The 25758-nt window shown below is 70.4% G+C and carries 22 protein-coding genes; 6 read left to right on the plus strand and 16 right to left on the minus strand.

Annotated features, from left to right (window positions below; all coding sequences use genetic code 11):
* Window positions 1-36 precede the first annotated feature (36 nt).
* Window positions 37-576: a TIGR00725 family protein gene (locus PPSIR1_RS12620; protein ID WP_006971456.1), complete on the minus strand. Its 540-nt coding sequence runs from the start codon at window positions 574-576 to the stop codon at window positions 37-39.
* A gap of 307 nt (window positions 577-883) precedes the next feature.
* Between PPSIR1_RS12620 and PPSIR1_RS12625 the strand changes: the two genes are divergently transcribed.
* Window positions 884-1495 carry a hypothetical protein gene (locus PPSIR1_RS12625; RefSeq protein WP_006971457.1) on the plus strand — a complete coding sequence of 204 codons (612 nt, stop codon included), beginning with the start codon at window positions 884-886 and terminating at the stop codon, window positions 1493-1495.
* Window positions 1496-1827: 332 nt separating this feature from the next.
* Here the strand turns inward: PPSIR1_RS12625 and PPSIR1_RS12630 are convergent, their stop codons facing one another.
* From PPSIR1_RS12630 to PPSIR1_RS12675, 10 genes are all read right to left on the minus strand, one after another.
* Window positions 1828-2628 carry an alpha/beta fold hydrolase gene (locus tag PPSIR1_RS12630; RefSeq protein WP_086001275.1) on the minus strand — a complete coding sequence of 267 codons (801 nt, stop codon included), beginning with the start codon at window positions 2626-2628 and terminating at the stop codon, window positions 1828-1830.
* An 18-nt stretch (window positions 2629-2646) separates the two neighbouring features.
* Window positions 2647-4239: an acyl-CoA synthetase gene (locus PPSIR1_RS12635; protein ID WP_006971459.1), complete on the minus strand. Its 1593-nt coding sequence runs from the start codon at window positions 4237-4239 to the stop codon at window positions 2647-2649.
* A gap of 3 nt (window positions 4240-4242) precedes the next feature.
* The gene (gene fabG, locus PPSIR1_RS12640; protein ID WP_006971460.1) at window positions 4243-5016 is read right to left on the minus strand and encodes a 3-oxoacyl-ACP reductase FabG; all 774 of its coding nucleotides are present in this window, start codon (window positions 5014-5016) and stop codon (window positions 4243-4245) included.
* 11 nt (window positions 5017-5027) lie between these two features.
* Window positions 5028-6104 (minus strand): 3-oxoacyl-ACP synthase, encoded by a 1077-nt coding sequence (locus tag PPSIR1_RS12645; protein WP_198154502.1) that lies wholly within the window; start codon window positions 6102-6104, stop codon window positions 5028-5030.
* Window positions 6089-7579 carry an esterase/lipase family protein gene (locus PPSIR1_RS12650; protein WP_006971462.1) on the minus strand — a complete coding sequence of 497 codons (1491 nt, stop codon included), beginning with the start codon at window positions 7577-7579 and terminating at the stop codon, window positions 6089-6091. Before PPSIR1_RS12650 ends, PPSIR1_RS12645 begins: the two co-directional genes overlap by 16 nt.
* A complete protein-coding gene (locus PPSIR1_RS12655) occupies window positions 7576-8652 on the minus strand; it encodes an alpha/beta fold hydrolase (protein WP_006971463.1) in 1077 nt (358 codons plus the stop codon). The genes PPSIR1_RS12650 and PPSIR1_RS12655 overlap by 4 nt, the downstream gene beginning before the upstream one ends.
* Window positions 8653-8782: 130 nt before the next feature.
* On the minus strand, window positions 8783-11416 hold the full coding sequence (locus PPSIR1_RS12660) for a VIT domain-containing protein (RefSeq protein WP_006971464.1): 2634 nt from the start codon (window positions 11414-11416) through the stop codon (window positions 8783-8785).
* A gap of 119 nt (window positions 11417-11535) precedes the next feature.
* On the minus strand, window positions 11536-12894 hold the full coding sequence (locus PPSIR1_RS12665; RefSeq protein ID WP_006971465.1) for a cation:proton antiporter: 1359 nt from the start codon (window positions 12892-12894) through the stop codon (window positions 11536-11538).
* 89 nt (window positions 12895-12983) lie between these two features.
* Window positions 12984-13829 (minus strand): TlpA family protein disulfide reductase, encoded by an 846-nt coding sequence (locus PPSIR1_RS51065; protein WP_006971466.1) that lies wholly within the window; start codon window positions 13827-13829, stop codon window positions 12984-12986.
* Window positions 13830-13890: 61 nt separating this feature from the next.
* Entirely contained in the window at window positions 13891-14757 is an 867-nt protein-coding gene (locus PPSIR1_RS12675) for a fatty acid desaturase family protein (RefSeq protein ID WP_157595490.1), read from the minus strand.
* Window positions 14758-14842: 85 nt separating this feature from the next.
* Here PPSIR1_RS12675 and PPSIR1_RS12680 point away from each other — a divergent pair, with 85 nt between their 5' ends.
* The 3 genes from PPSIR1_RS12680 to PPSIR1_RS12690 all read left to right on the plus strand — a co-directional run bounded on the left by PPSIR1_RS12680 (window position 14843) and on the right by PPSIR1_RS12690 (window position 18570).
* Window positions 14843-15820: a fatty acid desaturase gene (locus tag PPSIR1_RS12680; protein WP_006971468.1), complete on the plus strand. Its 978-nt coding sequence runs from the start codon at window positions 14843-14845 to the stop codon at window positions 15818-15820.
* Window positions 15821-15822: 2 nt separating this feature from the next.
* Complete coding sequence (locus PPSIR1_RS12685) at window positions 15823-16587, plus strand: hypothetical protein (protein WP_006971469.1); 765 nt, start codon at window positions 15823-15825, stop codon at window positions 16585-16587.
* Between the two features lie 78 nt (window positions 16588-16665).
* Complete coding sequence (locus PPSIR1_RS12690; RefSeq protein ID WP_086001276.1) at window positions 16666-18570, plus strand: S8 family peptidase; 1905 nt, start codon at window positions 16666-16668, stop codon at window positions 18568-18570.
* A 24-nt stretch (window positions 18571-18594) separates the two neighbouring features.
* On the opposite strand, the gene PPSIR1_RS12695 is transcribed toward PPSIR1_RS12690, so the two are convergent.
* The 5 genes from PPSIR1_RS12695 to PPSIR1_RS12710 all read right to left on the minus strand — a co-directional run bounded on the left by PPSIR1_RS12695 (window position 18595) and on the right by PPSIR1_RS12710 (window position 22761).
* The gene (locus PPSIR1_RS12695) at window positions 18595-19104 is read right to left on the minus strand and encodes a hypothetical protein (RefSeq protein ID WP_006971471.1); all 510 of its coding nucleotides are present in this window, start codon (window positions 19102-19104) and stop codon (window positions 18595-18597) included.
* Window positions 19105-19121: 17 nt separating this feature from the next.
* Window positions 19122-19823: a hypothetical protein gene (locus tag PPSIR1_RS12700; protein ID WP_006971472.1), complete on the minus strand. Its 702-nt coding sequence runs from the start codon at window positions 19821-19823 to the stop codon at window positions 19122-19124.
* Window positions 19824-19914: 91 nt separating this feature from the next.
* Window positions 19915-20172, minus strand: a complete 258-nt coding sequence (locus PPSIR1_RS47750; protein ID WP_006971473.1) for a hypothetical protein — start codon at window positions 20170-20172, stop codon at window positions 19915-19917.
* Window positions 20173-20362: 190 nt separating this feature from the next.
* Window positions 20363-22009 (minus strand): D-alanyl-D-alanine carboxypeptidase/D-alanyl-D-alanine endopeptidase, encoded by a 1647-nt coding sequence (gene dacB / locus PPSIR1_RS12705; protein ID WP_006971474.1) that lies wholly within the window; start codon window positions 22007-22009, stop codon window positions 20363-20365.
* 92 nt (window positions 22010-22101) lie between these two features.
* Entirely contained in the window at window positions 22102-22761 is a 660-nt protein-coding gene (locus PPSIR1_RS12710) for a hypothetical protein (RefSeq protein WP_006971475.1), read from the minus strand.
* 142 nt (window positions 22762-22903) lie between these two features.
* On the opposite strand from PPSIR1_RS12710, the gene serS reads away from it, so the two are divergent.
* Both serS and PPSIR1_RS12720 read left to right on the plus strand, forming a co-directional pair.
* Window positions 22904-24268, plus strand: a complete 1365-nt coding sequence (gene serS / locus PPSIR1_RS12715; RefSeq protein ID WP_045115917.1) for a serine--tRNA ligase — start codon at window positions 22904-22906, stop codon at window positions 24266-24268.
* Between the two features lie 362 nt (window positions 24269-24630).
* Entirely contained in the window at window positions 24631-25746 is a 1116-nt protein-coding gene (locus PPSIR1_RS12720; protein ID WP_006971477.1) for a hypothetical protein, read from the plus strand.
* Window positions 25747-25758 lie beyond the last annotated feature (12 nt).

Genomic DNA, 25758 nt, shown 5'->3' on the forward strand with positions numbered 1-25758 from the left:
CCCAAGTCCCAGTCCTCAGCGCGTGGGTGGTCTGTCTCAGTCCTTTGGAGTCCCTCCTTTTGAGAAGGCTGCCCACGCGTTTGGGGATTTTTTCAGCAACTCGGCGACGCGGTCGACGGCCTCGTCGACCGTCGCCGCTTCGTGGATGCGGTCGCTGCGACGGTGGTCGAGGGCCTGACCGGCGAGGGTCGCCGCCCAGCCCGGCTCGCCGGTGAGCGCGACGATGGGCTTGTCCATCTGCCAGGCGAGGGCGAGCTCGGACAGCGTGCCCGCGCCCCCGCCGAGGGCGACGACGACGTCGCCGGAGCTGACCACGAGGGTGTTTCGCCCGTGCTGGAGGCCCGTGGGGATGGCGACGTCGACGAAGGGGTTGGCCGTGCTCGGGTCGAGGGTCGGGAGCAGGCCGACGACGTCGCCGCCCGAGGCTCGGGCCGAGCGGCGGGCGCCCTCCCCGACGGCCCGCATCACCCCGCCGAGCCCGCCGCACACGATGCGCCAGCCTCGATCGACGCAGGCCTCGCCCAACTCGGCGGCGAGGGCCATGAGCGAGTCCGGGCCGGAGGCGTTGCCGATCACGCTGACTTGAGGTCGCCGGGAGAGCTGAGGCTGGGGGGACGGTGGCTGAGCCATCGCCGAGGAGCATCGCCCAGGAAGGCCCGTATGTGGAAGGCTATCCCTCTCATCGCTACACGATGGATATAGGGTGGCGTGGCCATCTGAATCAGGTGCCGAAGTACGGACAACCTCTCTCAGAGATGGGATTTATGCGATATGTTGGCGATGCTCGCGGATACCATGGTGGAAAGTTGTTTAAAATCAACAACTTGTAAGAATGCTAGAAGTTATTCTTGAAGGTGACGGAATCCCGATGTAGGTTCACGATATGTCGGAGGAGGCAAAGGTCGGTGACGTCAGAGACTTCGTTGCACGGGCGAGGTCTGTGGGCATCTTCAAAAAAACGCACTCGACGAATGTACTCCAAGCGCTGAAGACAGCGACGGAGCAGGCTAGCGAAAACGGGCACAACCCGGACTCCTGGACCGTGAGTGAGTTTCGCAAAGAGTTGCCGGGCCTCTTCCAGGCCTATGGGGGGGCTAACAACGTCTCTACCAAGACCGTCACGACCTACGAGAAGCGCGTCCGCAAGTTGTTGAAACAGTTTGAGGACCACCACTCGGACACGGACGTGGAGTTTCATCAGTGGAAGGCTGAGGTTGAGGCTGATCGCGAGTCACGGAAGTCACGGCGGAAGAAGACGAAGAACGCTTCGAGTACAGCGGCGAAGACGGAGCCTACAGAGCCGAGTGGAGAGGTCACCATTGACGGTGACGGTACTCATGTCGTGAGTCTGCCGCTTCCTGGAGGCCGTCTGGTGTCGTTGACCAGTCCGGTGCAGATGACTCTGCGCGAAACGAAGATCGTGCAAAGCTGGATTGAAGCTCAGCTGAACGCGGCTGCGGCACTCGCGGCCTTGGACGAGGAGGACGACGACTAGCAGGCAGAACCCCAAAAAAAACAGGCCAGAGTGCTTTGGACACTCGGACCCGTAGTGGAGCCGGCTAACGCCGGTCCCAGTGAGATGGAACCACTATACTGCCCTCGTGTGTCCTTGGCCATCACTTCTTCTCTTCATTCAAGGAGGTTGTCATGGACATTTATCCGTGCACCAAGCGTCGTTGCCGATGTGGCTGGCGGCGCCCGGTCGTGATTCGTGAAATCAGCGGCCGGCGCGTTGCTCTTCACCGAGACGAATACCTGCGCTCGTTGTTGCGCAAGTGCCGTCAGCAGTAGCCGACGAGCGCCCCGTGTAGGCACTTCTACGGATACTCAGCACGGTGGGTATCCGCTATCGCCCAGGAAGGCCCGGCAGCGCACGCAAAAGCCCTCGACGTCCTCGAGCGCGGCGGCGTGGCCGAGGCCCGGGAGCGTAGCGAGGGTGGCCTCCGGCACGCCTGCGACGATCGCCCGGGACAGGTGCGGCGGCGTGAGCAGGTCGTGCTCGCCGACGCTGACCAGGGTCCGGGCGCGGATCTGGCCGAGCTGCGCGTCGCTCAGGTCGTGGTCCATGGCGCCCGCGATCAGCCGGCGCGCGGCGTCGAGGTCGAGGACCAGGCCGCGGTCGCGGTAGGCGAGCAGGGCCTCCCAGTTGCGGGCGAGGAACTCGGGACCCCACACCCAGGGCGTGGCCACGTCGAAGCGCAGGGCGCCGCCGCCCGCCTCCATGGCGGCGATCCACGCCTGCAGCTTGAGCTCGAGGAGCTTGTCGACCTGGGCGTAGGCGCCGCTGAGGATCAGGGTGTGCACGCGCTCGGGGGCGCTCGCGGCCAGGCACAGCGCCGCCGCGCCGCCGTTGCTCAGCCCGAGCACGGCGAGGGGCTCGGCGAGCTCGAGGGCGTCGAGCAGGCCGAGCAGGTCGCGGCCGTGGGTGGCCACGGGGTAGCTCGGGGCCACGGGCTTGTCCGAGCCGCCCTGGCCGCGGCAGTCCCACAGCAAGCAGCGGTAGTCGGCGAAGTGCGGCAGGTGCCCGGCCCAGCTGTCGAGGTCGGTCAGCAGCCGTTGACGAACACCAGCACGGGCGCCGCCGGATCCTCGCTGCCGGCCCAGCGGTAGCGCAGCGCAGCCGTCCACGTCGCAAGCGGTCGTCGGTCACGAGGCGGGCTCCAGCTGGGCGAGGGCCCGCTTGTCGATCTTGCCCGCGCCCGTGCGCGGCAGGGCGTCGAGGACGACCACGGACTTGGGCAGCTTGTAGCGAGCCAGGCGCTCGCCGAGGAAGGCCAGCAAGACCTCGGCGCTGAAGCCCTCGGCGCTCGGCTCGTCCGCCGCGAGGACCACGAAGGCCCGGCCGACCTCGCCCCAGCGCTCGTCCGGGACGCCGATCAGCGCCGCCTCGGCCACGGCCGGGTGCGAGCTCATGGCGCTCTCGATCTGCGCCGGGTAGATGTTCTCGCCCCCGGAGATGATCATGTCCTTGCTGCGGCCCACGATGGTCACGCAGCCCTCGGCGTCGGCTACGGCCAGGTCGCCGGTGCGCAGCCAGCCGTCGACGAAGCTCGCCGCCGTGGCCTCGGGGTTGGCGTAGTAGCCCGGCGACACGTGGGGTCCGCGGATCCACAGCTCGCCGACGCCGTCCGCTGGGCAGGGCTCGCCGGTCTCGTCGGCGACGCGCACGTCGACGTGCATCAGCGGCCAGCCGACGGCGCCGGGCTTTTCGCGCACGCGCTCGGGGGGCAGCCAGAAATTGTTGGGTCCGGCCTCGGTGAGCCCGTAGCCCGTCTTGAAGTCGATGCCCCGGGCCCAAAAGCCCTCGAACACCGGGGCGGGGCAGGGGGCGCCGCCGGAGATGATGAGCTTCAGGCGCTCGAGCGGCGCCTCGGCCCAGCGGGGGTCGGCCTGCATGGCCTGGAACATCGCGGGCACGCCAAAAAAGCAGCTCACGCCCCGGGGACCCGTCGGCGTGGGCAAGGGCGCGGCGAGCAAGGCGTAGAGCTCGTCGAGGTCGAAGGCGCGGCACAGCACCGAGCAGCCGCCCGCGTGGATCAGCGGCGTGGTGAACACGTTGAGCCCGCCGGTGTGGAACATCGGCGCGTTGAGGACGGCCAGATCGCCGGCGTCGAGGCCCCAGCTGGCCACGGTGTTGACCGCGTTCCAGGTCACGGTCGCGTGGGTCAGCACGGCGGCCTTGGGCAGGCCCGTGGTCCCGCCGGTGTAGCAGAGCACCCAGGGCTGGTCGGGGCCGAAGGCCTCGCGCTCGAGGGGCTCGCTACCGAGCGCGCGGCAGCTGGCGAGGCGCAACTCGGTTTGTGTCGAGGCGTCGTCGAGGGCGACGGTCCGGAGCCCCGACGGTAGGCTTGGGCGCAGGGCGTCGACGAGCTCGGCGAAGGTCTGGTCCCAGCACAGCAAGGCGGGCTCGGCCGCGGCGATCAGCGGCCCGAGCTCCGCGGGGGTCAGGCGCCAGTTGAGGGCCTGGAGCACCGCGCCCAGCTTGGCGCAGGCGAACAGCAGCTCGAGGTACTCGAGGCGGTTCTTGGCCAGGATGGCCACGCGATCGCCCCGCTCCACGCCCTGGACTCGCAGCCAGCGCGCGACCTGGTTGGTCTCGGCCTCGAGCGCGGCGTAGCTCAGCGCCCGGGGCTCGGCCGGGCTCGTCCCCGGCGCGCTGACGTCGAGGATCGCGGGCGCGCTCGGGGACAGCCGCGCCCGCCGGGCCAGCCAGTCGCTCGTCCAGGCCGCAGCGGACATGGCTCAGCTCCCGACGACCATGCCGCCGTCGACGCTCAGGGTCGTGCCGCTGATGAAGCCCGACTCCTCCGAGGCCAGGAAGAGGTAGGCCCGGGCGATGTCCACGGGGTCGCCGATGCGGCCCACGGGGGTGCGCGCGACCATGGCCTCGAGCACGCGCTCGGGCATCTGCTGGACCATCTCGGTGGCGATGAAGCCGGGGGCGATGGCGTTGACGGTGATGCCGTAGCGGCCGAGCTCGCGGGCCCAGACCTTGGTCATGCCGATGACGCCGGACTTGGCCGCGACGTAGTTGGTCTGGCCGAAGTTGCCGTAGAGGCCGACGACCGAGGAGGCGTTGAGGATGCGCCCGTACTTGGCGGCGATCATGTGCGGCGCGACGGCCTGGGTGCACAGGAACACGCCCTTGAGGTTGACGGAGATGACCGCGTCGAACTGCGCCTCGGCCATCTTCTTGACGACCTCGCCGCCCTTGACCTTGACCAGCTGGCCGTCGTGGAGGATGCCGGCGTTGTTGACCAGGACGTCGACGCGGCCGTGCTCGGCGATGATCTCGGCGACGGCGGCCTCGACGGACTCGGCCGCGCTGACGTCGACCCGGGCGAAGTCGGCGCTGCCGCCCGCGTCGGCGATCTCGGCGATGAGGGCCGCGCCGGCCTCTTCGGCCAGGTCCCAGGCGACGACGTGGTAGCCCGCCTGGGCGAATTCGAGGGCGGTGGCGCGGCCGATGCCGTTGGCGGCACCGGTGATGATGGCGACTCGTTTGTCTGTGCTCATGTGCGTGTGATTCAGGCGCTGGCGCTGGCGGTGGATCCCCAGCGGATGACGGAGGCGGACCAGGCGTAGCCGATGCCGGCCGCGACCATGACCATCAGCTGGCCGTCGCGGAGCAGGCCGCGGCGCTCGGCCTCGACGCAGACCAGGGGCTGGTCTTGCTGGCCGAGGTGGCCGAAGTCCTCGAGGTAAAAGCTCTGGGTCTCGCGCAGGCCGAGCTCGCCGAGGACGTAGCGGTGGGCCGAGCGCTTCATGTGCAGGATGTTGAGGAAGTCGATGTCGGCCCGGCCCAGCGGTCGCCCGTCTTCGACGGAGCGCTCCAGGGCCTGGTCGACGACGGCGAGGAAGTTGGCCATGGACTTCTTGTCCAGCCGGGCCTTCATCGCCGCGGGGTCGGGCACGTCGAGGGCGCGGCCGCCCGTGCCCACGGGGTCGTCGAAGCGCGGGTCGACGGTCCCGCCCTGGGGCACGATGACGTCGAGGCTGAAGCTGCCGTCGGTGATCACCGCGCTGCCGAGGACCCGGTTGCGGGGGTGCCCGCGGCGCAGCAGCAGCGCGCCCCCGCCCGCGCTGAGGTTGATCAAAAAGCGCGCCCGAGGGTTGGCGAAGTCGACGTAGTCGCAGTTGCGGTAGCCGCCGGCGATCAGCACGGTGTCGACGCCGGGGGAGGCCAGCATCATCGCCCGGGCGATCTCGATGGCCGCCATGGTCGTGCCGCAGCGCTGCTGCACGTCGATGGCCCAGGCCCGGTGCGCGCCCAGGTCGTGGGCCAATTTAATCCCGGCGGTCCACAGCGGGTGCTCTTTCCACTCTTCGGTGGTGCACAGCACCAGATCGATCTCGGCCGGATCGATGCCCGCGCGCTCGACCGCGTCCTGGGCCGCGAACAGGCCCATGGCGTTGGTGTGATCGTCGGGGCCGGGGACGGGCTTTTGGTGGATGCCGAACTTTTCGCGGATCACGGCCTCGGGGATGTCCGTGGCCGCGGCGATCTCGGCGGAGCTGAGCTTGCGCTCGGGCACGTAGGCCCCGGCCGCGAGCACGCCGATGCTCTGGTCGTCAGGCACGGGCGGCGTCACTGGCCCAGCCACCCCGTGATGGTCTCGACGGACAGGTCGGACCAGCCGAGCTCGAGGTGGTTGACGTCCTCGAGGATGGCGACCTGGCCGAGCTTGCCGATGCCCTCCGCCGACGCGCAGGACTCGACGAAGACCACGCCGTCGCTGGGCCCGGCGATCTCGTTGGGGATGCCGGGGATGTAGCTGTTGGGCGAGGTCAGCTCGCTGCACAGCAGGAAGGTCTCGACGCTGGCGGGCGTGCCGGCCTCGACGATGGTCTGGACCAGCGAGCCCTGGGCGATGGTGAACTCGATGCCCTTGCCCCGGGCGAGCAGGCCGGTGTAGTCGCCCTCGCCCCAGTAGGTCGCCAGGGAGTCGGCGATGGCGTAGTCGCCGAAGCCGTTGTTGGCCACGGCGGTCAGCGGGTACTCGTCGATCCACATGTCGACCATCTGCCGCTGGCCGCGGAAGTAGTCCCCCGCGGCGGTCTCGTAGACCGCGTACTCGCTCAGGTCGATGGTGCTCAGGCCGACGACCTGGGCGTCGTGGGCCACGGGCGCGTGGATGGTGCCGTTGGGCGGCCACACGCCGAGGTTGTGGGCGGTGCCGTAGCGGAACAGGTAGTCGAAGCCGAGGTTGGGCCCGCCGATGAGCACGAGCTTGCGGACGTCGTCGGCGTAGGCGCGGCCCCAGTCCTCGCGCACGCCGGACACGTACATGCGGGCCGCGAACGCACCCTTGGACCAGCCGATCAGGTCGACCTGGGCCGCGGGCTCGTCGAGCTCGCAGGTCTGCGCGCGGACGATGTCGATGGCGTTGTGGATCTGCTCGGCCCAGTAGTAGTTGTCGCCCTGGCTGTGGGCCATGGTCACGGCGACCACGGGGTAGCCCGCGGCGACGAGGGCCTGCATCAGGCCCTCGTTGGGGCACTCGGGCTTGCCGCAGCCAAAGTCGCCGCTCTCGCCGGGGTCGGACCACGCCCGGTCGGCGTTGTCGTTGGCCCCGTGGGCGAGGACCACGGGCGTGCGCCCGCTGGCCAGGGCGGCCTCGAAGTTGGGCGCGTAGTAGAGCAGCAGCTCGCTCGAGTGCGGGGTCGGGTCGAAGGCGAAGAACTCGAGGCGCTGGGCCTTTTGCTCGGAGCGGGCGTCGGGGAAGAAGGCCTCTTGCTCGAAGCCGGGGTTGGCGTCGACCCAGCGCTCGACCTTGGCCCAGCCGTAGTCGACCTCGGTGTAGCTCTGGTCGAGGCTCAGGCCGTCGAGCAGGGCCGCGGGGTCACAGGCCGCGCCGGTCTCGGAGCCGGTGTCCTCGGTGTCCGCGGCGGTGTCGGTGTCCGCGGCGGTGTCGGTGTCCGAGCTGGCTTCGGAGCTGGTGTCTTCGTCCTCGGTCTGCGGCCCGACCTCGTCGGCGCCGCTGTCGTCCTCGCCCGACCCGCCCGAACCAGGGCAGCCGAGGGCGGGGAGCAGCAGGGCGAGGGGGAGGATGAGGTGGCGGGCGGGGAAGCAGCTCACGCGCCCTGCTCCCGCAGGAAGGTCCGCAGCTCGGCCAGGAAGGCGTCTTGCTTTTCGATGTGCGGGCCGTGGCCGCAGTCCTCGAACACCACCTCGCGGTAGCGGCCGCCGGCGGCCTGGTAGGCGTCGAACACCGCCCGGGTCTGGGCGACCATGGGCTGCGAGGGGAACACCTCGGCGCCGGGCCAGCCGGGCACGGCCCCGAGCTCGCCGAGGGTGCCGAAGTCGAACATCGAGCGGTCCGAGACGATCTGGTCGTCGGCGCCGCGGATCCACAGCACCGGCGGACCGCCGGCCCCGAGCGCGGCGAAGCCCGCCTGGTCGAGGTACTTGGGCGAGAGCGCGTTGTTCATGCCGGTGACGCCCGGGGCGACGCCGGGCCAGTTGGGCGAGTCGACGACGTCGCCGGGGTAGGTGGTCGCGCCGGCGGTCGTGTCGAGCATGGCGCTGAGGTAGGCCTCCTCGCGGGCGGGCTCGAGGGCCAGGCCGGGCTTCCAGTAGAAGTTGACCATGACGTTGCGCGGGGTCACGGGGGCGTCCGAGCCACGCTCCTTGGCGGCGAGGAAGGCCACGAAGTCGGGGTTGGCCGTGCCGCCGCCCGATCCCCCAAAGTCGGGATAGCAAGGCGTCCCGGCCACGTCCTTGGTCCCGCCGAAGCCCTTGGGCGAGCCCGGGTTGAGCAGGGTCAGCGAGGCCACCCGCGTGCCGTGGTCGAGGGCGAGCTGCAGGGCCACGTTGCCGCCCACGGACCACCCGACGACGTGGACCTTGGCGTCCGCGGCCAGGCCCAGATCGGGGTGGGCCAAGAGCGCGGCGAAGTCGTCGGACATGTCGGCCATGCCCCGGGTCGCGTCGATGGCCTCGAGCTGGCTCTTGCCGTAGCCGCGCATGTCCGGCGCGATGACGTAGTAGTCCCGGGCGAGCTCGGCCTGGACCTGATCGAAGAACACCGCGCTCGACACGTTGCCGTGGATCAGCAAGAGCGCGGGCTTTTGCGGGTCCCCAGCGACGAAGGCGTGGGTGTCGAGGCGGTCGGTGGTGAAGCGGCGGGACTGGAGCTCTATGGAAGGCATGGGGGCGCCCGAAGGTGGCACGCCCTCCTGCTCTTGTCAGCTGATCGATGGGACACGCGCAGCCTGGATCACGCCGCTCACTGGTACCGCGGCGTGTTACCGGAGAACTCGCAGTCTTTGCGGGCTCGAGCTAGCGAAGGTCGAGGATCACGCGGATCTCGACGGCGTCGCCTTTGGCCCGGTCGATGCGCGCGATGGACCAGTCGACGCCGTGGAGCACGGACTCCATGCAGCCCTCGGCGGCGTCGAAGGTTCCCTCCCATTCGATGTCGACCAGCGCACCGGAAGCGTCGAAGCGCAGGAGCACGGGCACGGACTTCTTGCCGCGCAGGCCGTACTGGTCGTAGCAGGCCTCGAACATCCCGGCGCGCCGGCGGACGGCTCGGCGCACGAACTTGGCCTTGAGCCCGTCGGGGGCGTCGACGCTGCGGACCCGGAACACCGGGTCCCAGCCCGAGCCGCCTCCGCCGGCGCTGACGGCCATGGCCGCCGCGTAGCTTTCACCGTAGATGGACATCCTGGCCATGCCGCCCGCGTCGCGGGAGGCCGTGGGCGACACGTCGACGAGCACCGTGAAGTCCCGGCTCGAGCTCGACGCCACGGGCATGTTCACGGCCTGGCCCTGGACCGGGTACGAGACGTCTTCGGGCATCTCGACGGCCTGGTCGACGCGCACGGGGTCGCCGTCGCTGACGACCCGGCTGGTGTCGACGGCGATCAAGCTGGTGTAGGCCGTGACCAGGTGATAGCTCAGGCCCAGATCGGTGACGTGGCGCTCGAGCTCGGCGTGGTCGAGGACGCCGTCGTAGTGCCGCGCCGTCAGGTCGCCGATCTGCTCCCGGGCCCACAGCGTGGCCAGGGTGCGGTCGTCCTCGGGGCTCGCGGCCACGGTGATCGGCAGCTCGACGGTGGTCTGGGTCCCAGCCACGGTCGCCCGCAGCACGGGCTGGGCCTGCGCGAGCTGGGCGGGGTCGAGGCTGTCGTCGTAGCGCCCGACCCACACGGTGCTGTGGCTGGCGTAGAGGTCGGGGAGGGTGTCGGCGCTGGGGAACACGGCCTGGACGGGCAGGCCGTCCCAGTCGATGTGGATGTCGGTGAGCACGGCGCTGTCGACCATGCGGGTGTAGGCCTCGACGGCCTCGCGCGGGTGCTCGCGGTTGCCGACGGCGAGGTAGCGGCCCTTGCCGGCCTTCGACAGGCTCGCCAGCAGCTCGCGGTTGGGGGACGAGCCGATGCCCATGCCGAACACCCGGGCGCGCTGTCCGGCTTTGTCGGCGGCGCGGACCAGCGCCGAAGCCTGGCGGGCGATCTCGTCCTCGTTGGAGATGAAGCCGTCGGTCACGAAGAATACGTAGCGGTGCCGGCCCAGGCCGATCTCGGGGGACAGCGCCGCGTCCACGGCCCCCGACATCATCGTCCCGCCGCCGGCCTGGAGCCCGTCGATGAAGCGCTCGGCGTGGACCAGGTTCTGCTCGTTGGCCGGGACCGCGGCCTCGTAGAGCATGGCGGTGCTGCTCTCGAAGGAGATGACGTTGAAGGTGTCGACGGGGCGCAGGTGGGACAGGGCCTCGCGCAGGGTCTGCTTGGCCAGGGCCAGGGGCACGCCGCTCATCGAGCCCGAGCGATCGATGACGAAGATCATCTCGCGCTGGCCGACGAGGCTGTCGAGGTCGCTCTGCGGGGGCTCGACGACGAGGGTGAAGTGCCCGGGCTGGGCGCCGGCCACCGACTGGCTCAGCTGCGGGCCGAAGTAAGCCGTGGCCTTGGCCTGGGCGGCGGTGCTCTGCCAGCGGACCACGAAGTCGCGGTTGGGGAGGGTCTTTTGGTCGGCCAGGCGCAGGGCGAAGCCGTCGCTGGTCTCGCTGCCGACCACGGTGTGCGTGGGCGAGTCCCAGCGCTGGACCTTGCCGCCGGCGGCGACGGTCATCGACAGCGACACGTCGTGGCCCGTGCGCGTGCCCTCGCCGACGATCGGCGGGGACACGGCCGCGTGGGCCTCGGCGCTGGTCCCCGGCGGGGAAAAGCGCGGCCCGACGACCATGGGGAATACGAACTCGTAGTTGCCCCCGTCTTGGGTCAGGGTCTGGACGTACTGGACCTCGACCTCGACGCTCTCCCCGGGCGCGACGTTGGTGACGGATTGGGTGAACACGTTGGGCCGCTCTTGCTCGAGCAAGGCCGCGGTGTGCCCGGCCTCGCGGGCGTCGGCGAAGCGCTCGACGGCCTTGGCCTTGGTCTCGACCTCGGACTCGATGGTGCGCTCGCCGATGATCATCCGCATGTCGTCGACGGCCGCGTTCTCCGGGAGCGGGAACACGTAGCGGACCTCGATGGGCTGTTTGAAGCTGTTGTGGAAGCGCTGGCGGAGCTTGACCTGGGCGACGTGGCCGTGGACGTGGGCGTCGACGTCGGTGTGCTCGAGGACCAGGGCCGCGGGGCCACCCTTGCTGTCGTCGACGCTGGGCACGATCAGGCTGGGCATCTCGCCCGGGTCGGTGAACGCCCGGAGCTCGCCCTCGCCCGTCGCGGCGAACAGCGGGGAGCCCGACTGGGACTGGGCGACGAACTCGACCGTCGGCTTGGACTTGGACTTGGCTTTGCGCTCGGCTGGCGCGGAGGACTGGGTCTCGAGCTTGGAGGTCGCGACCGGAGCCGTCGAGGTCGCCGGGCCGTGGCAGGCCGCGAGGGGCAGGGCGAGCAGGGCGGCGGCGGACAGCGCCGTCAGCCGCGAGAGACGGGAGAGGGGGAGAGGGGAGCCAGCCATGGCTCGCAAACCGCGGCTGGGTGGCCGCCTTTCAGGTCGGCGAGACAAATCCCCGCGTGCCGAGAAAACCTGAAAGCCTCCACTGGTGTCTGCGTTGCCAGGGACTTTGAGGGCCGACTTCAGCCCTCGCGCGCGCCCCTAACCCCGAGGGCTCGGGCGAGCTTCGAGGGTCGCTCGGGGTCGTGGCGGGTCGGGTGCTCCATCACCTCGGCCATCTCGCTCGCGTCCGCGCGCAGCCCCGCCGCCTTCGCCCACTGGCCGTAGCGCCGCGCCCCCGGCCGCGCGCTGAGGCCGTGGGCGAACACGCTGAGCAGCACGGTGAGCATGGCGACGGCGAACAGCTGCTCGCGGTGGGCGATGGCCTCGCGCTCGATGATGATCAGCCCGAACAGCACGGTGGCCAGCCCGCGCGGGCCGAACCAGCCGAGGAAGGCCACGGTCGGCCAGCGCACGCCCTTGCCGACCATGGACAGGGCGACGGGGACCATGCGGATCGCGGTCAGGCTGAGCCCGGCGTAGACCCACGCCGTCGCGCTGGCGCCCGCGACCACGTCGACGGCCCACAGCGCGCCGACGAGGGCGAACACGGCGATCATCAGCAGCTGGCCCTCGGTCTCGAGGAAGGCGTGGACCGAGCCGGCGAAGCCCCGGGCCGTGTTGCCGAGGACCAGGCCCGCGACGAAGGCGGCGATGAAGCCGTTGCCGCCGATGGCCTCGGCGGCGAAGTAGGCCAGGGGCGCGAGGCTGAGCCCGGCGATGCGCTCGAAGGTCTCGCCCATGGCCCCGCTCGCGCACGCGCGCTCGGCCAGGTAACCGCCGACGAGGGCGACGAGGATGCCCGCGACGGGGCCGAGGCCGACCTGCATCAGCCAGAACACCACCCACTTGGTGCCCTCGCCGGCTGCTTGGGCGGCCTCGCCCTCGCCCCCGCTGGCCAGGGCCGCGAACACCATCACCACCGGGAGCGCGACGCCGTCGTTGAGCCCGCTCTCGACGTTGAGGCTCTGGCGGATCGCGGGCGGCACTTCTTCGCTGCTGACCACCGCCTGGCCCAGCGCCGCGTCCGTGGGCGCGAGCACGGCGGCGAGCAGCGCGGCCTCCCACACGCTCAAGCTCGGGAACAGGAGCTTTGCGGCCACAGCACCCAGGGCGATGGTCAGGGGCATGCCGATCGCCAGCATCCGGCCGGGCAGGCCGGACTCGCGGCGCAGGGCCTGGAGGTCGATGCGCGAGGCGTCGCCGAACAGCACCAGCATCAAGGTCAGCTCGGCGAGCACGTCGACGACGCCGTGGGCGAGGGCGCTGGTGGCCTCATCGGTGGCGCCTTCGGCCATGGGCAGGCCGAGGGCGTGGGGGCCGACCAGGGCGCCGAAGGCCACGAACACCATGGGAGCCGAGACGCCGAAGCCGTCGAGCTTGCGGGACAGCAGCGCGAAGGCGAGGACGAAGGCGATCAGGACGATCCAGGTCGTGGCCATGCAGCATCCTAGTGCGCTGGGCTCGCGGTTGTTTCAGCTGCCGCGCCTGTTCGAGTCGACCTCGCGCCCTGAGGCGCTGGGCTGCGCGCTCACAGGTTCTCTTCGATGAGCTGGAGCACGGTCGGCGCGTTCGCGCTGCTGCTCTGCCAGTACTCCAGGACCATCTCGGGGCTGAGCACGAAGAGCTGGGGGACGGCCCCGGGGGCGTAGATCGGCATGAACTGCACGGCCTCGTCGGCGAGTGCGGGGATGACCTCGCTGGGGTGCTGCTCGTGCCAGCTCTGGACATCGGCGAGGCTCGGGGCGTTGCCGTCGATGTCTTCGCCGACGACGGTCACGAACAGCACGCGCCTCTCGTTGATCTTTTGGACGACCGAGGGGTACTGCTGCTCGTAGAAGTCGTTCGCGGGGCCCTCGACGCCCGCGAGCCAGTCAGCCATGGCGTGGCAGGGGCCGCACCACTGCGCCGAGACGTCGATGACCACCGAGGCCGGGTTGCCCGAGGGCGTGCCGGTGAACTCGCTGAAGTCGTAGGTGTCGACGAGCTCGCCGTACTGGTCGAGGTAAGTCGCGCGGGGCAGCAGGGAGCCGGTGATCTTCGTGGCCTGGTCCCAGGTGCCCTGCTCGAGGGCGTCCTTGTTGGGGTTGTAGGGCCAAAAGCCGGCGTAGATGCGGTCGTCGTAGTCGAGGGGGTCGGTGCCCTCGGTGACCTCCCAGCTGTCCCAGTAGCCGTCCTCGTCGGTGTCGACGGCCGTGGGGTCGGTGCCGAGCTCGGCCTCTCGCGCGTCGCTCAGCCCGTCGCCGTCGGAGTCCACCGGCCCCGCGTCGCTCGCCTCGTCGGCGGCGGTGTCCGAGCCCGCCTCGGCGGGGTCGCAGGCCTCGGTAAAGAGCGGGAGCGTGGCCAGCAGGGGTGTAGAGCGGGCGAGGATCGTCATTCGATGACAATCATCGCGCACCCGGAGGCTTTCACCAAGGGCGAGCCCCGAGCCGCTTCGATCAGGCCCGCGGACCGGCGGCCTTGCGCGCCGCGAGGCGCTCGGCCTTGGCCTTTTGGAAGGCCTCGTAGCGCATCGGGTTGAACAGGTTGGCCTGCTTGTGGTGGTAGCCGTGGTAGTAGATGCCGAACCAGATCCGGTTGCCCACCCAGTAGTAGCCGTGGTCGAGGTTGACCGGGAAGTAGCCCTCCTCCGGCTTGTGCGCGTTGTGGGTGCACCAGTTGAAGTGATTGATGTGCAGGAAGCCAATCACCGAGGCGGGCAGGAAGAACAGGAAGAAGCCGACGGGGCCCAGGAAGACGTACCAGCAGGCGATCAGCACGATGTTGGTCGCGTAGCTGGTGAACGCGCGGCGCTTTTCGAAGCTGCGGTTCTCCTCGGTGTCGCCGTAGAGGTCGAAGAACTGCATCTGCAGCTGGCGCTCGACGTTGGTGATCGTGTGCCAGGTGAACTTCCAGTAGCCCGCCGTCTCCTTGGTCAGCGGGTGGGGGTCCTTGTCCAGGTCGTCGCTGTACTTGTGGTGGCGACGGTGGATGATCTCCCAGCTCGCGTAGCGGGTCAGCACGATGATCCCGCACAGCTCGCCGACCAGGCGGTTGATCGCCTTGGGGAAGTTGCCGTGGGAGCAGTTGTGGATGAACACGCTGGCCAGGATGTGCAGGTGCGTGACCAGCGGGAGGGCCAGCAGCCACCACCAGTTGAACTCGGCCCAGGTCGGCGTGAGCCCCTGCCAGCCGAGGGCGAGCATGGTGGCGAGGATCGCCGAGAACAACACCAGGTAGGTGCCGTCGTAGAGCACGTAGAAGGCTCGGCGATGGCGAAAGCGCACGGAGGGCTGGGCGGTCAGAGCTGCGGCGAGTCCAGACACGGCTATCGGCGGGGATATCACACCGTTTTGGGGGCGTCGACTCCCCCCGTGGACCTCCCGCGGGCCCGATGCTAATCAGCCTTGCATGGCCACGGCCACCTCTTCCGCGGGTAGCGCCGCTGCCCCGCGTCTGGTCCGGCGCCGCGCCGAGTGGCGGCAGATCGGCATCGTGGCGGTGTACTGGAGCCTGCTGCTGACGCCGGTGTTCGTGCCCGCGGCCCGCAACCTGCTGGTGCTCGCCGCCGCTTGCTACTTCAGCTTCCTCAACTCGGTGGTGATCCACAATCACCTCCACCAGGGCATCTTCCACAGCAAGCGCCTCAACCTGGTCTGGCGGGCGGTGCTGAGCTTCGGCGCCCTCTACCCGGCCTCGGCCAACATCCCCTCGCACAACCTGGTCCACCACCACTTCGACGACGACGGCGACCTCGACTGGGCCTCGCCGGCGCACGTGGGCTTTGGCTGGAACCTGCTCAATTTGCTGCACTTCCCCAACGTCGCGGGGCCGCGGACCTTCGCCGGGGTCCAGCGCTGGGCCGCGTGGAGCCGCCACCCGACCTTCGTGCGCCAGTATCGGCTCGAGTCGGTGTTTGCCTTTGGGCTGACCGGCGCGCTGATGGCCTTCGACTTCTGGGGGACCTTGTTCTTCGTGGTCCTGCCCCAGCTCTACGGGGCGCGCTGCATCCTGCGCATCAACCTGATCCAGCACGACCGGGCCGACACGGCCTCGGAGTGGAACCACTCCCGCAACTTCGTGGGCCGCGGCTTCAACTGGATCATGTGCAACAACGGCTACCACACGATTCATCACAACCGCGCAGGCATGCACTGGTCCGAGCTCGCCGACGCCCACTCCCGGGAGGTCGTCCCGCGCATGGATCCGCGCCTCGACGAGCCGAGCATGGTCGCCTACCTGCTGCGGACCTACCTGCTGAATTTGCGGCGCCCGGCGAAGTTCGTGTTCGGGGCCGCGGGCGATGCGGCGGCACAGCTCCCGGAGCTCGCGTCCCGGGCCGTGCGTCGGGCCGAGGCAGACGCGGCCGCCGTGGCCGAGGCGAGCTGAGCATGTGGGGCGCCGACACGCAGGGGCTCGAGGTCTTCGCGGCCATCGCCCTGGGCTTTTTGTGGATCCACACCCTGCTCATCGCCTACGCGGCGCTGCTCGACCGCCGGGGCCTCGCCAGCCGCCTGGCGCGGGCGCGGGAGGCCGTGGTCGGGACGGTGGTCGAGGCCGCCGGGCCTGAAGGCGTGCTCGCCCGGGCCGAGGTCGACCAGGTCGGCCGGACCAAGGGCGACGGCGTGGTCCACTTCGCCGATCGAGCCCACCGCAGCGTGGGCTGGGCGGGGGTCCTCGAGGTCGGCGGCGAGCGTCACAGCCTCGCGCTGGAGGGCGCCGAGGTCTGGCCCGAGCTCGACGCGCGCGAGCGGGCGGCGGCCCCCGAGAGCGCGGCCCAGCTCGAGTCCGTGCTGCCCCAGGCCAAGCGCGCCAAGGGCTGGCGGCGCACCGTAGCCGTCGACGTGGGCGCGGTCGGCTCGACGGTCTACTACCTGCCGGCGCGCGGGCAGGAGCCGGCGATCGTCTCGGCCCTCGAACCCCTCGGCTGGCTCCGGACCAAGCGCCGGGCCGCGCTGCTGTTCGTGTTCGCCGAGCTCGCCGTCGCCGCGGGGTGTACGGCGCTGGCTCTGGTCCCGCCCGCCTTTGGGTGGGTGTCGATGCTCGGCGGCGCGGCCTGCCTGGGCTTTTTCCTGGGCGTCCAGCCCCTGGGCGTGGCGCTGACCGACGCGCTGCGGACTCCGGACCGCGCCTACCTGCGCGGTCGCTGGGGCTAGCCTCGACCTGGCTGAGCGGCCTGCGAGTGCCAGCTGGCACGGCCTCGTGACGGGCCGAGCGATGTAGCATCCGCGTCGATGATGGCGCGCGCGAGAGCAGGCCTGGTTGTCCTTGGGTTGTCCTTCGTGGGGGCTTGCGGCCCCGCGGTCGAGCTCGACGACGCGCAGCTGCGAGCGGCGCAGATCGATCCTGCCATCGAGCCCGCCTTCGCCGAGGCCGAGCGAGTGCGGGTGCTGGTGATGCTCGAGGTCCCCGGGCTCGCGCCCGCGGGGCAGCGGCAGGTCACCGGGCTCGAGGGCGAGCGCAGCGCGGCCCGCATCGCCGAGGCCGTCGACGCCGTGCTCGCCTCGCTGCCTGCCAGCGCGACGCTCGAGCGGCGCTTTACCTTTGTCGAGGCGGTCTCGCTGACCCTCGACCGCGCGGGCTTGCTGGCGCTGGCCGAGGACCCGCGGGTCGCGGCCATCTCCCTGGATCCGCCGGGCCACAGCAGCCTGAGCGAGTCCATCCCCCTCGTCGGCCTCGGGCAGCTCCAGCTCGACGGGCACCTCGGCGCCGGGACGCGTATCGCCGTCCTCGACAGCGGCCTCGACAGCGACCACCCGGACTTCGCGGGCCGGCTCGTCGACGAGGCCTGCTTTTGTCCGGGCTGCTGTCCGGGCGGGGGCAGCGTCCAGGAGGGACTCGGCGCGGCCGAGGACGACAACGGCCACGGCACCCACGTCAGCGGAATCCTGGCGAGCGGCGGGCAGGTGAGCGCGCTCGGGGGCGCCCCCGAGGCCGAGCTCGTCGAGGTCAAGGTCACCGACGCCAACGGCAACTTCCAGGCCGCCTCCGACGTGATCGCGGGCCTCGACTGGATCCTCGCCAACCACCCCGAGGTCGCCGTGGTCAACGCGAGCCTGGGCACCAACGCGACCTTCGCCGGCGACTGCGGCGAGGTCGGGACCGCGTGGGTCGAGGCCTTCGAGACCGCCGTGACGACGGCGCGGGCCAACGACGTCCTGGTCGTGGCCTCGACGGGCAACCAGTCCCAGCCCACGACCATGGAGGTGCCGGCTTGCCTGTCCGAGTCCATCGCCGTCGCGTCGAGCTACGACGCCGACATCGGCCCGCTGTCGATCTTTGGCTGCCAGGACCTGGTCACGGGCGTCGACCTGCGCGCTTGCTACGGGAACATCAGCTCCGAGCTCGACCTGTTCGCGCCAGGCTCGGCGATCACCTCGTCTTTTTTGGGCGGGGGGACGGACACCTGGCACGGGACCTCCATGGCCGCGCCGCAGGTGGCGGCGTGTGTGGCTCTGATCCGCGCGGAGGTGCCCGAAGCCAGCGCCGAGGAGATCGAGCTGGCGATCGAGACCTCCGAGGTGTTCGTGGATACGGGCAACTTTGGGCTGCGGCCGCGGCTGCGTTGCGATTTGGCGATGGAGGCAGCGCTCGAGGGGGGCGGGGAGGAGAGCACGAGCGAGGAGAGTTCGAGCGAAGAGGAGAGTTCGAGCGAAGAGGAGAGTTCGAGCGAAGAGGAGAGTTCGAGCGAAGAGGAGAGTTCGAGCGAAGAGGAGAGTTCGAGCGAAGAGGAGAGTTCGAGCGAAGAGGAGAGTTCGAGCGAAGAGGAGAGTTCGAGCGAAGAGGAGAGTTCGAGCGAAGAAGAGAGTTCGAGCGAAGAGGAGAGTTCGAGCGAAGAAGAGAGTTCGAGCGAAGAAGAGAGTTCGAGCGAAGAAGCGAGCTCGGCGGAGGAGAGCACGAGCGAGGAAGAGAGCTCGGGCGAAGAGGAGAGCTCAGGCTCGTCGACGGGCGGCGAGTCTTCGGGCGACGAAGTGAGCTCGACGGAGGACGACGAAGACTCGGGCGAGGGCACGACCGGGGGCGCGCCGCCGGTCTCCGACGACGGCTGCAACTGCCGCAGCGCCGACACGTCGACACCCCCATGGTTCGGCTTGTTCGCGCTGCTGGGCTTGGGCCTGCGTCGTCGCCGTGCTCAGTAGTTCTGGCGGCGGACGAGCAGGGCCTCACCCAGAGGTGCTGGTGCTCGTGCCGCCAGTGTCGGTCTCGGAGCCCGTGTCGGTGTCCGTTTCGGAGCCGGTATCGGTCTCGGAGCCGGTGTCCGTGTCGCCCGCGGTATCCGTATCCCCCGCAGTGTCCGTATCCCCCGCGGTGTCGTCGGTCAGGTCGCTCTCCTCGGTGTCCCACTCCTCGCCCGTGACCTCGCCGCCGACGGTGTAGGCGTCGGCGCTCTGCTCCCAGCTGTCGTCCGAGGAGTCGGACTCGGTGGTGTTGTCCGTGGTCGTGTTGGTGGTGTTGTCCGTGGTCGTGTCGCCCGTGTCGGAGGAGCTCTCGCCGTCGCTGTGGTTCTCGACGCAGGCGCTCAGGCTCAGGCCGAAGGCGAGGGCCAAGATGGCCCGACCGCAGGCGCTCGCGGACGGCGTGGGGGCGAACTCGGCCCGCGGCGTCGCGCCGCAAAAGGGGCAGGTGGACTCGGACTCTCGGATGTAGCGGCGGCAGCCGTGGCACTCGAACATGGCGGGCTCTCTCTCGGTCAAGGGTCAGGGTTGGGGGGAGTCTCGGGGAGGTCGCGCTCGGCGTCGGTGAAGGGGGCGGCGCCGTCCGGGAGCGCGCCCAGATCGTCGACGGTCAGCGGGCGGCCAGCGCCCGTCCACTCGACCATGCGCGAGATTCGAGGCTCGGTGATCTCGACGGGGCCGAGGGCCGCCCGCTTCGCCGGGTCGAGGTGCTCGAGGATCAGCCGCCACAGCCCGCTGTCGAAGGGCATGCCCTTGGCCGTGGCCACGGGCTCGACGCGCTCGCGCAGGCCCTGGCGCTGGAGCTCGAGGGCGCGGTGGTGGCAGTAGGGGTTGTTGCCGGGGCGGCCCAGCAGGGGCTCGGACACGGCGGTGCACCCGGCCTTGCAGGTCTCGGCGTAGTAGCAGGTCTTGCAAAAGCCCCACAGCTCCTCGACGCCTCGATCGCGCATGTAGCTGAGCTCTGGCGAGCCACGCCACAGGGCCTCGAGGCCGTGCTCGCGCCACGAGCCGGCGGTGTCCTTGGCCCCGCCCAGGCTCGGGCAGCTCTTGATGGACACGCCGGCGGTGGTGATGCCGGCTTCGACCAGGGCCTCGGCGCGGGTCTGGGTCATGCCCAGGCCGCCGGTGACGATCGACGCGGCCATGCCCCGCTCGCGGATGCGGCGGATGACCAGGAGCACGTCGCTGCGCAGGTAGGCCTCGCCGCCGAGCAGCACGATCTCGCCGGCGCCGACCTCCGCGAGGTCGTCGACCAGGCGCAGGGCCTAGTCGGTGCTCAGGGGCTGTGGATGAATCCACAGCCCCTGACTATTTTAGCCGTCGTGGACGACGCCACGCCCTCCCTGCCCCACGTCCACGACTCAGCTCGTTGGGCCGGGGCAGGCCGGCCCGGGGCCCGCAGTGCTTGCAGCGGTGGTCGCAGGCCAGGGTGAACTCCCAGGCGACCAGCGAGGGCCGCGTGCCGGGGTGCTCCTTGGTGTTGTAGCGGCGGGTGCGGGCCTTGGGCAGCTGGTCGACGATGGGCAGGCGTCTGCGTGCTTCGTCGAGGCGCATGCGCTTGGCCATGGGCCGAGGGTAGCGCGTTTGCGCCGCTCGCGGGCAGAATCAGAGACTGTCAGCGAATCCGCGCCCCCGCTTGCGGGGGCGACCACGAGCCTTCTCCAAGGTACGAACTTCATTGCCCACCAAGCCAAAGCGGAGGAGCGGAGCGACGAAGCGCCCCCGGTCCCAGACGGCTGTGGGGGCAAAGTAGAAATCAGCGGTGGCGGAGCAAAGCCGCGACGACGGCGTCCTGGGCCGCGCGGCTGCGCTCGACGGACTCGCCGTTGACGAGGATGGCGAAGGCGACGGGGCGCTGGCCGGGCTCGTCGTAGACGATGCCGGCGAGGGAGCTGGTGCTGCCGTAGGTCCCGGTCTTGGCGATCAGACGGCCGCCGGCGCCGGGCAGGCGGCCGCGCAGGGTGCCCTCGCTGCCGGCCTCGGCGAAGCTGGCCAGGAGGGCCTGGGCCGGCGAGCCCGGTCGCTGGGTCAGGGCCAGGGCGTCGACCAAAAAGGCCGGGCTGAGGCGACCGTCGCGGTTGAGGCCCGAGCCGTTGACGAAGTGTTGGTCGGCCAGGCGCTCGTCGTCGGTCAGCGCCGCGGCGAAGCGCTCGAGCACGGCGACGCCGTCGTCCCAGCTGCCGGGGGTGTCCGTGGCCCGCCACGCGAGGGTGCGCAGGACCTGCTCGGCGGTGAAGTTGTTGGAGAAGCGCAGGGCCGAGCTGAGCACCTCGGTCAGCGGGGCCGAGCGGTGCACGGCCAGCTCCTTGGAGCGCGCCGCGGTCGCGCCCAGGCGGCCGCGGACGACGGGCAGCGGCTCCGCTCCCTCGCCGGCGACGCGGGCGAGCACGTCGGCGAACGCAGCCCCGGCCGCGAGGCCCGGATCGCTGACGCGCCGACGGACGCTCGCGGGCGCGTGGCCTGCGGGGATCCAGCCCTCGACGATGACCCGCGTGCGGCCCTGGGAGCCGGGCTCAGTGCGGACCTCGAGCTCGCCGCCGAAGCCGGTGCGGGCGTGGTTGACGAGCTCGACGGCCGCGTCGGGCAAAGACAGGGCCACGCGGGCCGGGCCGTTGAAGCGGCCAGGGCGGACGGTGACCTCGACGGTCGCGTAGTCCATGGCCAGGGCGCCGCTCGGGGCCATGTAGCTGTGTCCGAAGTCGCCGGGGCGCGCCGAGCCAAAGCCCGGGCCGAGGCGGTGGTGGGAGAAGGCGCTGTCGTCGACGACGACGCGGGTCACCCCGGCGAGAGACTCGGGGTCGTCCATGGCCGCGCTGGCCAGGGCGTGGAGATCGGCGAGGTGGAGATCGGGATCGCCCTGGCCGCGGAGCACGAGGGCGTCTCCCTCGCGGCTGAGGCTGGTCTCGAACTGGTAGTCCGGGCCCAGGAGCTCGACGGCGGCGATGGCGGTGATCAGCTTCTGGGTGCTGGCCGGGTGCAGCCCGCGCTCTGCGCCGATGCTGGCCAGGCGCGCGCCGCTGTCGAGGTCGCGCAGCTCGACGGCGACGCGGGCCTTGGGGCCCAGGCCGCTGACGGCGTCTTCGAGGGCCCGCTCGAGCTCGAGCTCGAGCTGGTCACGGCGCTCCGACGAAGCACCGACATTTCGGTGATACTTCGAATCAGCCTCCAGCGCCTTTAGGCGGGCGTCCACGCGGTCGGCCCAGTCCGTCGCAGACAGCTCGACCTGGCCGGCTTGGCGGCGAAGGGCGTCGAGCTGGGCGAGATCGACGGCGCTGGACCGGGCCGCGCGGGTGCTCGCCTCGCGCTCCGTCGCGCCTGCGTCGTGGGCCCCCGCTAGGCCCGCGCCGGTCACCAGGCCAGAGACCAAGAAGACGGCGAAGAGGGCGGAGAGCGGGCGGCGCATGGTTCGAGCGGGCGTGGGCGAGGACGTGAGCGGGTGTGCTCAGCCATCACACACTTGGCCACGGTCACCAAGAAAGACGCGAGGGATCTCATCTACTGGGCCGGCGTCCAGGGAGCGGGCGCGCAGGTCATGGGCCCGTCGCAGGCGTCCACGCTCGGCGCGGGCTGCTCGGGCACGACGACCTGGGGAGGCTGCGTGCTCTCGAAGCCGCAGCGGCGAGCCGGCCGGAGCTCGACGGGCGCGGGGTAGAGCTTGGGGCAGCCCGCGCGCGCGGCTTCGGCGAGGCCTTCGAGGGTCTCGCGCTCGGACTCGAGGTCGAAGCCGACGAGGAACAGGACCTGCTCCTCCCCCCAGCAGATCCGCCGCGCCCAGGCCTCGAGGGCTTCGGGTGCCTCGGCGTTGACATCGAGGTACTCGCGCTCGGTGCCCAGGTGATCGCGCAGCATCAACCCATCCCCCTGCCGCTCGACCCGGGGCTCGAGGCCCCAGAAGGTGAAGCCCGTGGAGAACACGGCCACGGAGATGGGCTCGCTCAAAGCTGGGGCGCACACGGGCCCCGGGGGATCTGCGCGGGCAGGCGCGGGCATGGGCTCGAGCTCCGCGCCGGGAAACGCCGCGCTCAAAGCCCACAGGAGGGTCAGGGCCAAGAGCCCGACGCGGCTGAGGGCGCTCAGCGTGCGCCAGGTCGACAGGCGCCGCAGCGCGACCAGCTCGGGGAACTGAGACCGATCGGGCTCCGCGGGGCGACGCACGGGTTCAACGAGGTCGCCAGCCCGGTGAGGTTCCCGCTTGGGGCGGAGAATCTCGCCCGCAGCGGCGCACCACGGGCGTCGAGGCTGGGGATCGCAGCAACCGGTTGACACCGGTCGCCGGCTGCGCTTTGACCCCTTGGCCATGCTCGACATCAAGCTCCTTCGCGAGGACCCCGAGCGCATCGCCGCGAACCTCCACGACCGCAACGTTCAGGTGTTTCCGGACCTCGACTCGGAGCAGGCCGGCGAGTCGTGGGCGAAGGCCACGGTCGAGCGCCTGCGCGCGTACGATCAGAAGGTCCGCGACCTGATCGCCGCCGGCGACAACCTGCGCCGCGAGCAAAACGAGAACTCCTCGGCGATGAAGAAGGTCGGCAAGCTGGCCAAGGACGAGCAGCAGGCCGCCCGCACGCCGCTCATCGAGCGCGGTCGGGAGCTGCGCGAGCAGGAGAAGCAGATCGCCGAGCAGCACGCCGAGGCCATCGCCGCCCGCGACGAGGCCTGGCGCCGCGTCCCCAACCTCAGCCACCCGGACGTGCCCAAGGGCCACACCGACGACGACCACGCCCAGCTGCGCACCTGGGGCGAGCGCCGGGACTTCGCCGCGGAGGGCTTTGAGCCCAAGGACCACCTCGACATCGCCGAGGCCCTGGACCTGGTCGACTTCGCCAGCGGGGCCAAGGTCGCCGGGCAAAAATTCTACTACCTGGTCAACGAGGCCGTGCTCCTCGACCTGGCCCTGCAGCGCTACGCCCTCGACATGGCGCGCAAGCACGGCTTCAAGCTGCACACCACCCCGGACCTGGCGCGCGTCGACATCCTCGACGGCCTGGGCTTCAACCCCCGCGGCGAGTCGACCCAGGTCTACAGCGTGGCCAACTCCGACCTGTGCCTGGTCGGGACCGCCGAGATCACCCTCGGCGGCATGGTGGCCGACGAGATCCTCGACCCCGAGCAGCTGCCCTTGCTGGTCGCCGGCCTGTCGCACTGCTTCCGCACCGAGGCCGGCTCGGCCGGTAAGGAGTCCCGCGGCCTCTACCGGGTGCACCAGTTCACCAAGGTCGAGCTGTTCGCCTTCACCGTCGGCGAGCTCGAGCTGAGCGAGGCCATGCACCAGCGCATGCTCGACATCGAAGAAGAGATCTTCCAGGGCCTCGAGATTCCCTACCGCGTCCTCGACATCGCCAGCGGCGACCTCGGCGGGCCGGCCTACCGCAAGTACGACCTCGAGGCGTGGATGCCCGGCCGCGGGGGCTGGGGGGAGATCACCAGCACCTCGAACTGCACCGACTATCAGGCCCGGCGCCTGCGCATCCGCTACCGCCCGGCGCCCGTCGACGGCAAGAAGCAAAAGCCGAAGATGGTCCACATGCTCAACGGGACCGCGGTCGCAACCTCGCGGGCGCTGGTGGCCATCCTCGAGAACAACCAGCAGGCGGACGGCTCGGTCCGCATCCCCGCTGCGCTTCAGCCTTACTGCGGCTTCGATCGCATCGGACCCCGCTAGCTCTGCCCCCACAGGCAGCTCGGACTGGGGACGCTTCGTCGCTCCGCTCCTCCGCTCGAGCTTGATGGGCAATGGCGTTCGTGCCTGCGACTGAGGGGGCGAAGTGTCTCGTGAGGGGCTACGGGGGTCGGTAGATGTCCGTTTTGGGCCTACAGGCTGGGTGATCCCTGTCATTTTCGCTCCAGCTTCGCTGGGCGCCCGCGCCCACGCCTCGGCTGTGGCCATGAGTGCCGTTTGACGGTAGCCACGACCCAATGGGGCGCACTCGGTGCGACCCCTTCCCGGGCCTGCTACATTTGGCCGTCGTGGTTGCCTCGTCACCCGCGCGCATGCGGGCGTCCGCGTTGGCGCTACCGCTCGGCGTGCTCTTCGTCTTCGCGGGATGCGAGGCCGGGCCGATCGACGGCCCCGAGGACGGCATCGGCTTTGGCGAGGCTGGCGACCTCGACGAGGGCCAGCTCGAGGGCGACGGCGACAACGACCACGGAGACGACGACGGCGAGGAGTCCGGGGGCTCGACGAGCTGCCAGGCCATCGTCGAGACCCTGGAGATCACCGACGCGACCGAGCGCGCGAGCGTCGACTGCGTCGAGGAGGTCACCGGCGATCTCAAGATCGGTCCGACCACGAGCCTGAAGGATCTCCAGTGGCTCACCAAGCTGCGCCACGTCGGCGGGACCCTCTACGTCGTCGGCAACCTCGGCCTCGAGTCGCTGTCGGGCCTCGAGCAGCTCGAGGACGTCGACTGGATTCACCTGCGCCGCAACGAGGAGCTCGCCGAGCTCGGCGGGCTCGCGGGCCTGGGCTACGTCGACCGCATCACCATCACCGACAACGACAGCCTCGTCGACCTCGACGGCTTCCCCGAGGGCCTGAGCCCGAGCTTGCTCGAGGTGTCCAACAACGACGGGCTGCTGACCCTCAGCGGCCTGCCGGTGTTCCTCTCGCCGGGCGACGGGCCGTTCGAGATCGAGGTCGAAGACAACCCCGCGCTCGCCGACCTGCACGGCTTGAGCGACTGCTGCTCGCAGCAGCAGGTCGCCCTGACGGTGACGCAAAACCCGACCCTCGACGACCTCGAGGGCCTCGAGGGCTTTGACCGCATCCAGACCCTGCGCCTGCACGACAACGTCGGGCTCCACGACTTCGGCGGGCTGAGCAACGTCACCGACATCGACACGCTGATCGTCGACTTCGACCGCTGCCTCGCCGACAACACCCCGACCATGGTCAACTTCGCGGGCGCCGACTCCCTCGCCCGGGTCGGCTTCCTGCAGGTCGAGTGGGTGTCGAGCTTGACGAGCTTCGTGGGTCTGGCGGAGCTGAGCGACACCGACAAGCTGTTCGTGCGCAACAACGACCTGCTGCCGTGGTCCGCCGTCCTCGACCTCGCCGACGACACGGGCCCCATGACCACCGACCTGTGCGGTGGCGTGGGCGGCCCCGAGTGCGTCAACGAGCCCTGCCCGCGGCTGTAGGCGCTGGGGAAA

The organism is Plesiocystis pacifica SIR-1 (assembly GCF_000170895.1).
In the GTDB taxonomy this organism is placed as follows: Bacteria; Myxococcota_A; Polyangia; order Nannocystales; family Nannocystaceae; genus Plesiocystis; species Plesiocystis pacifica.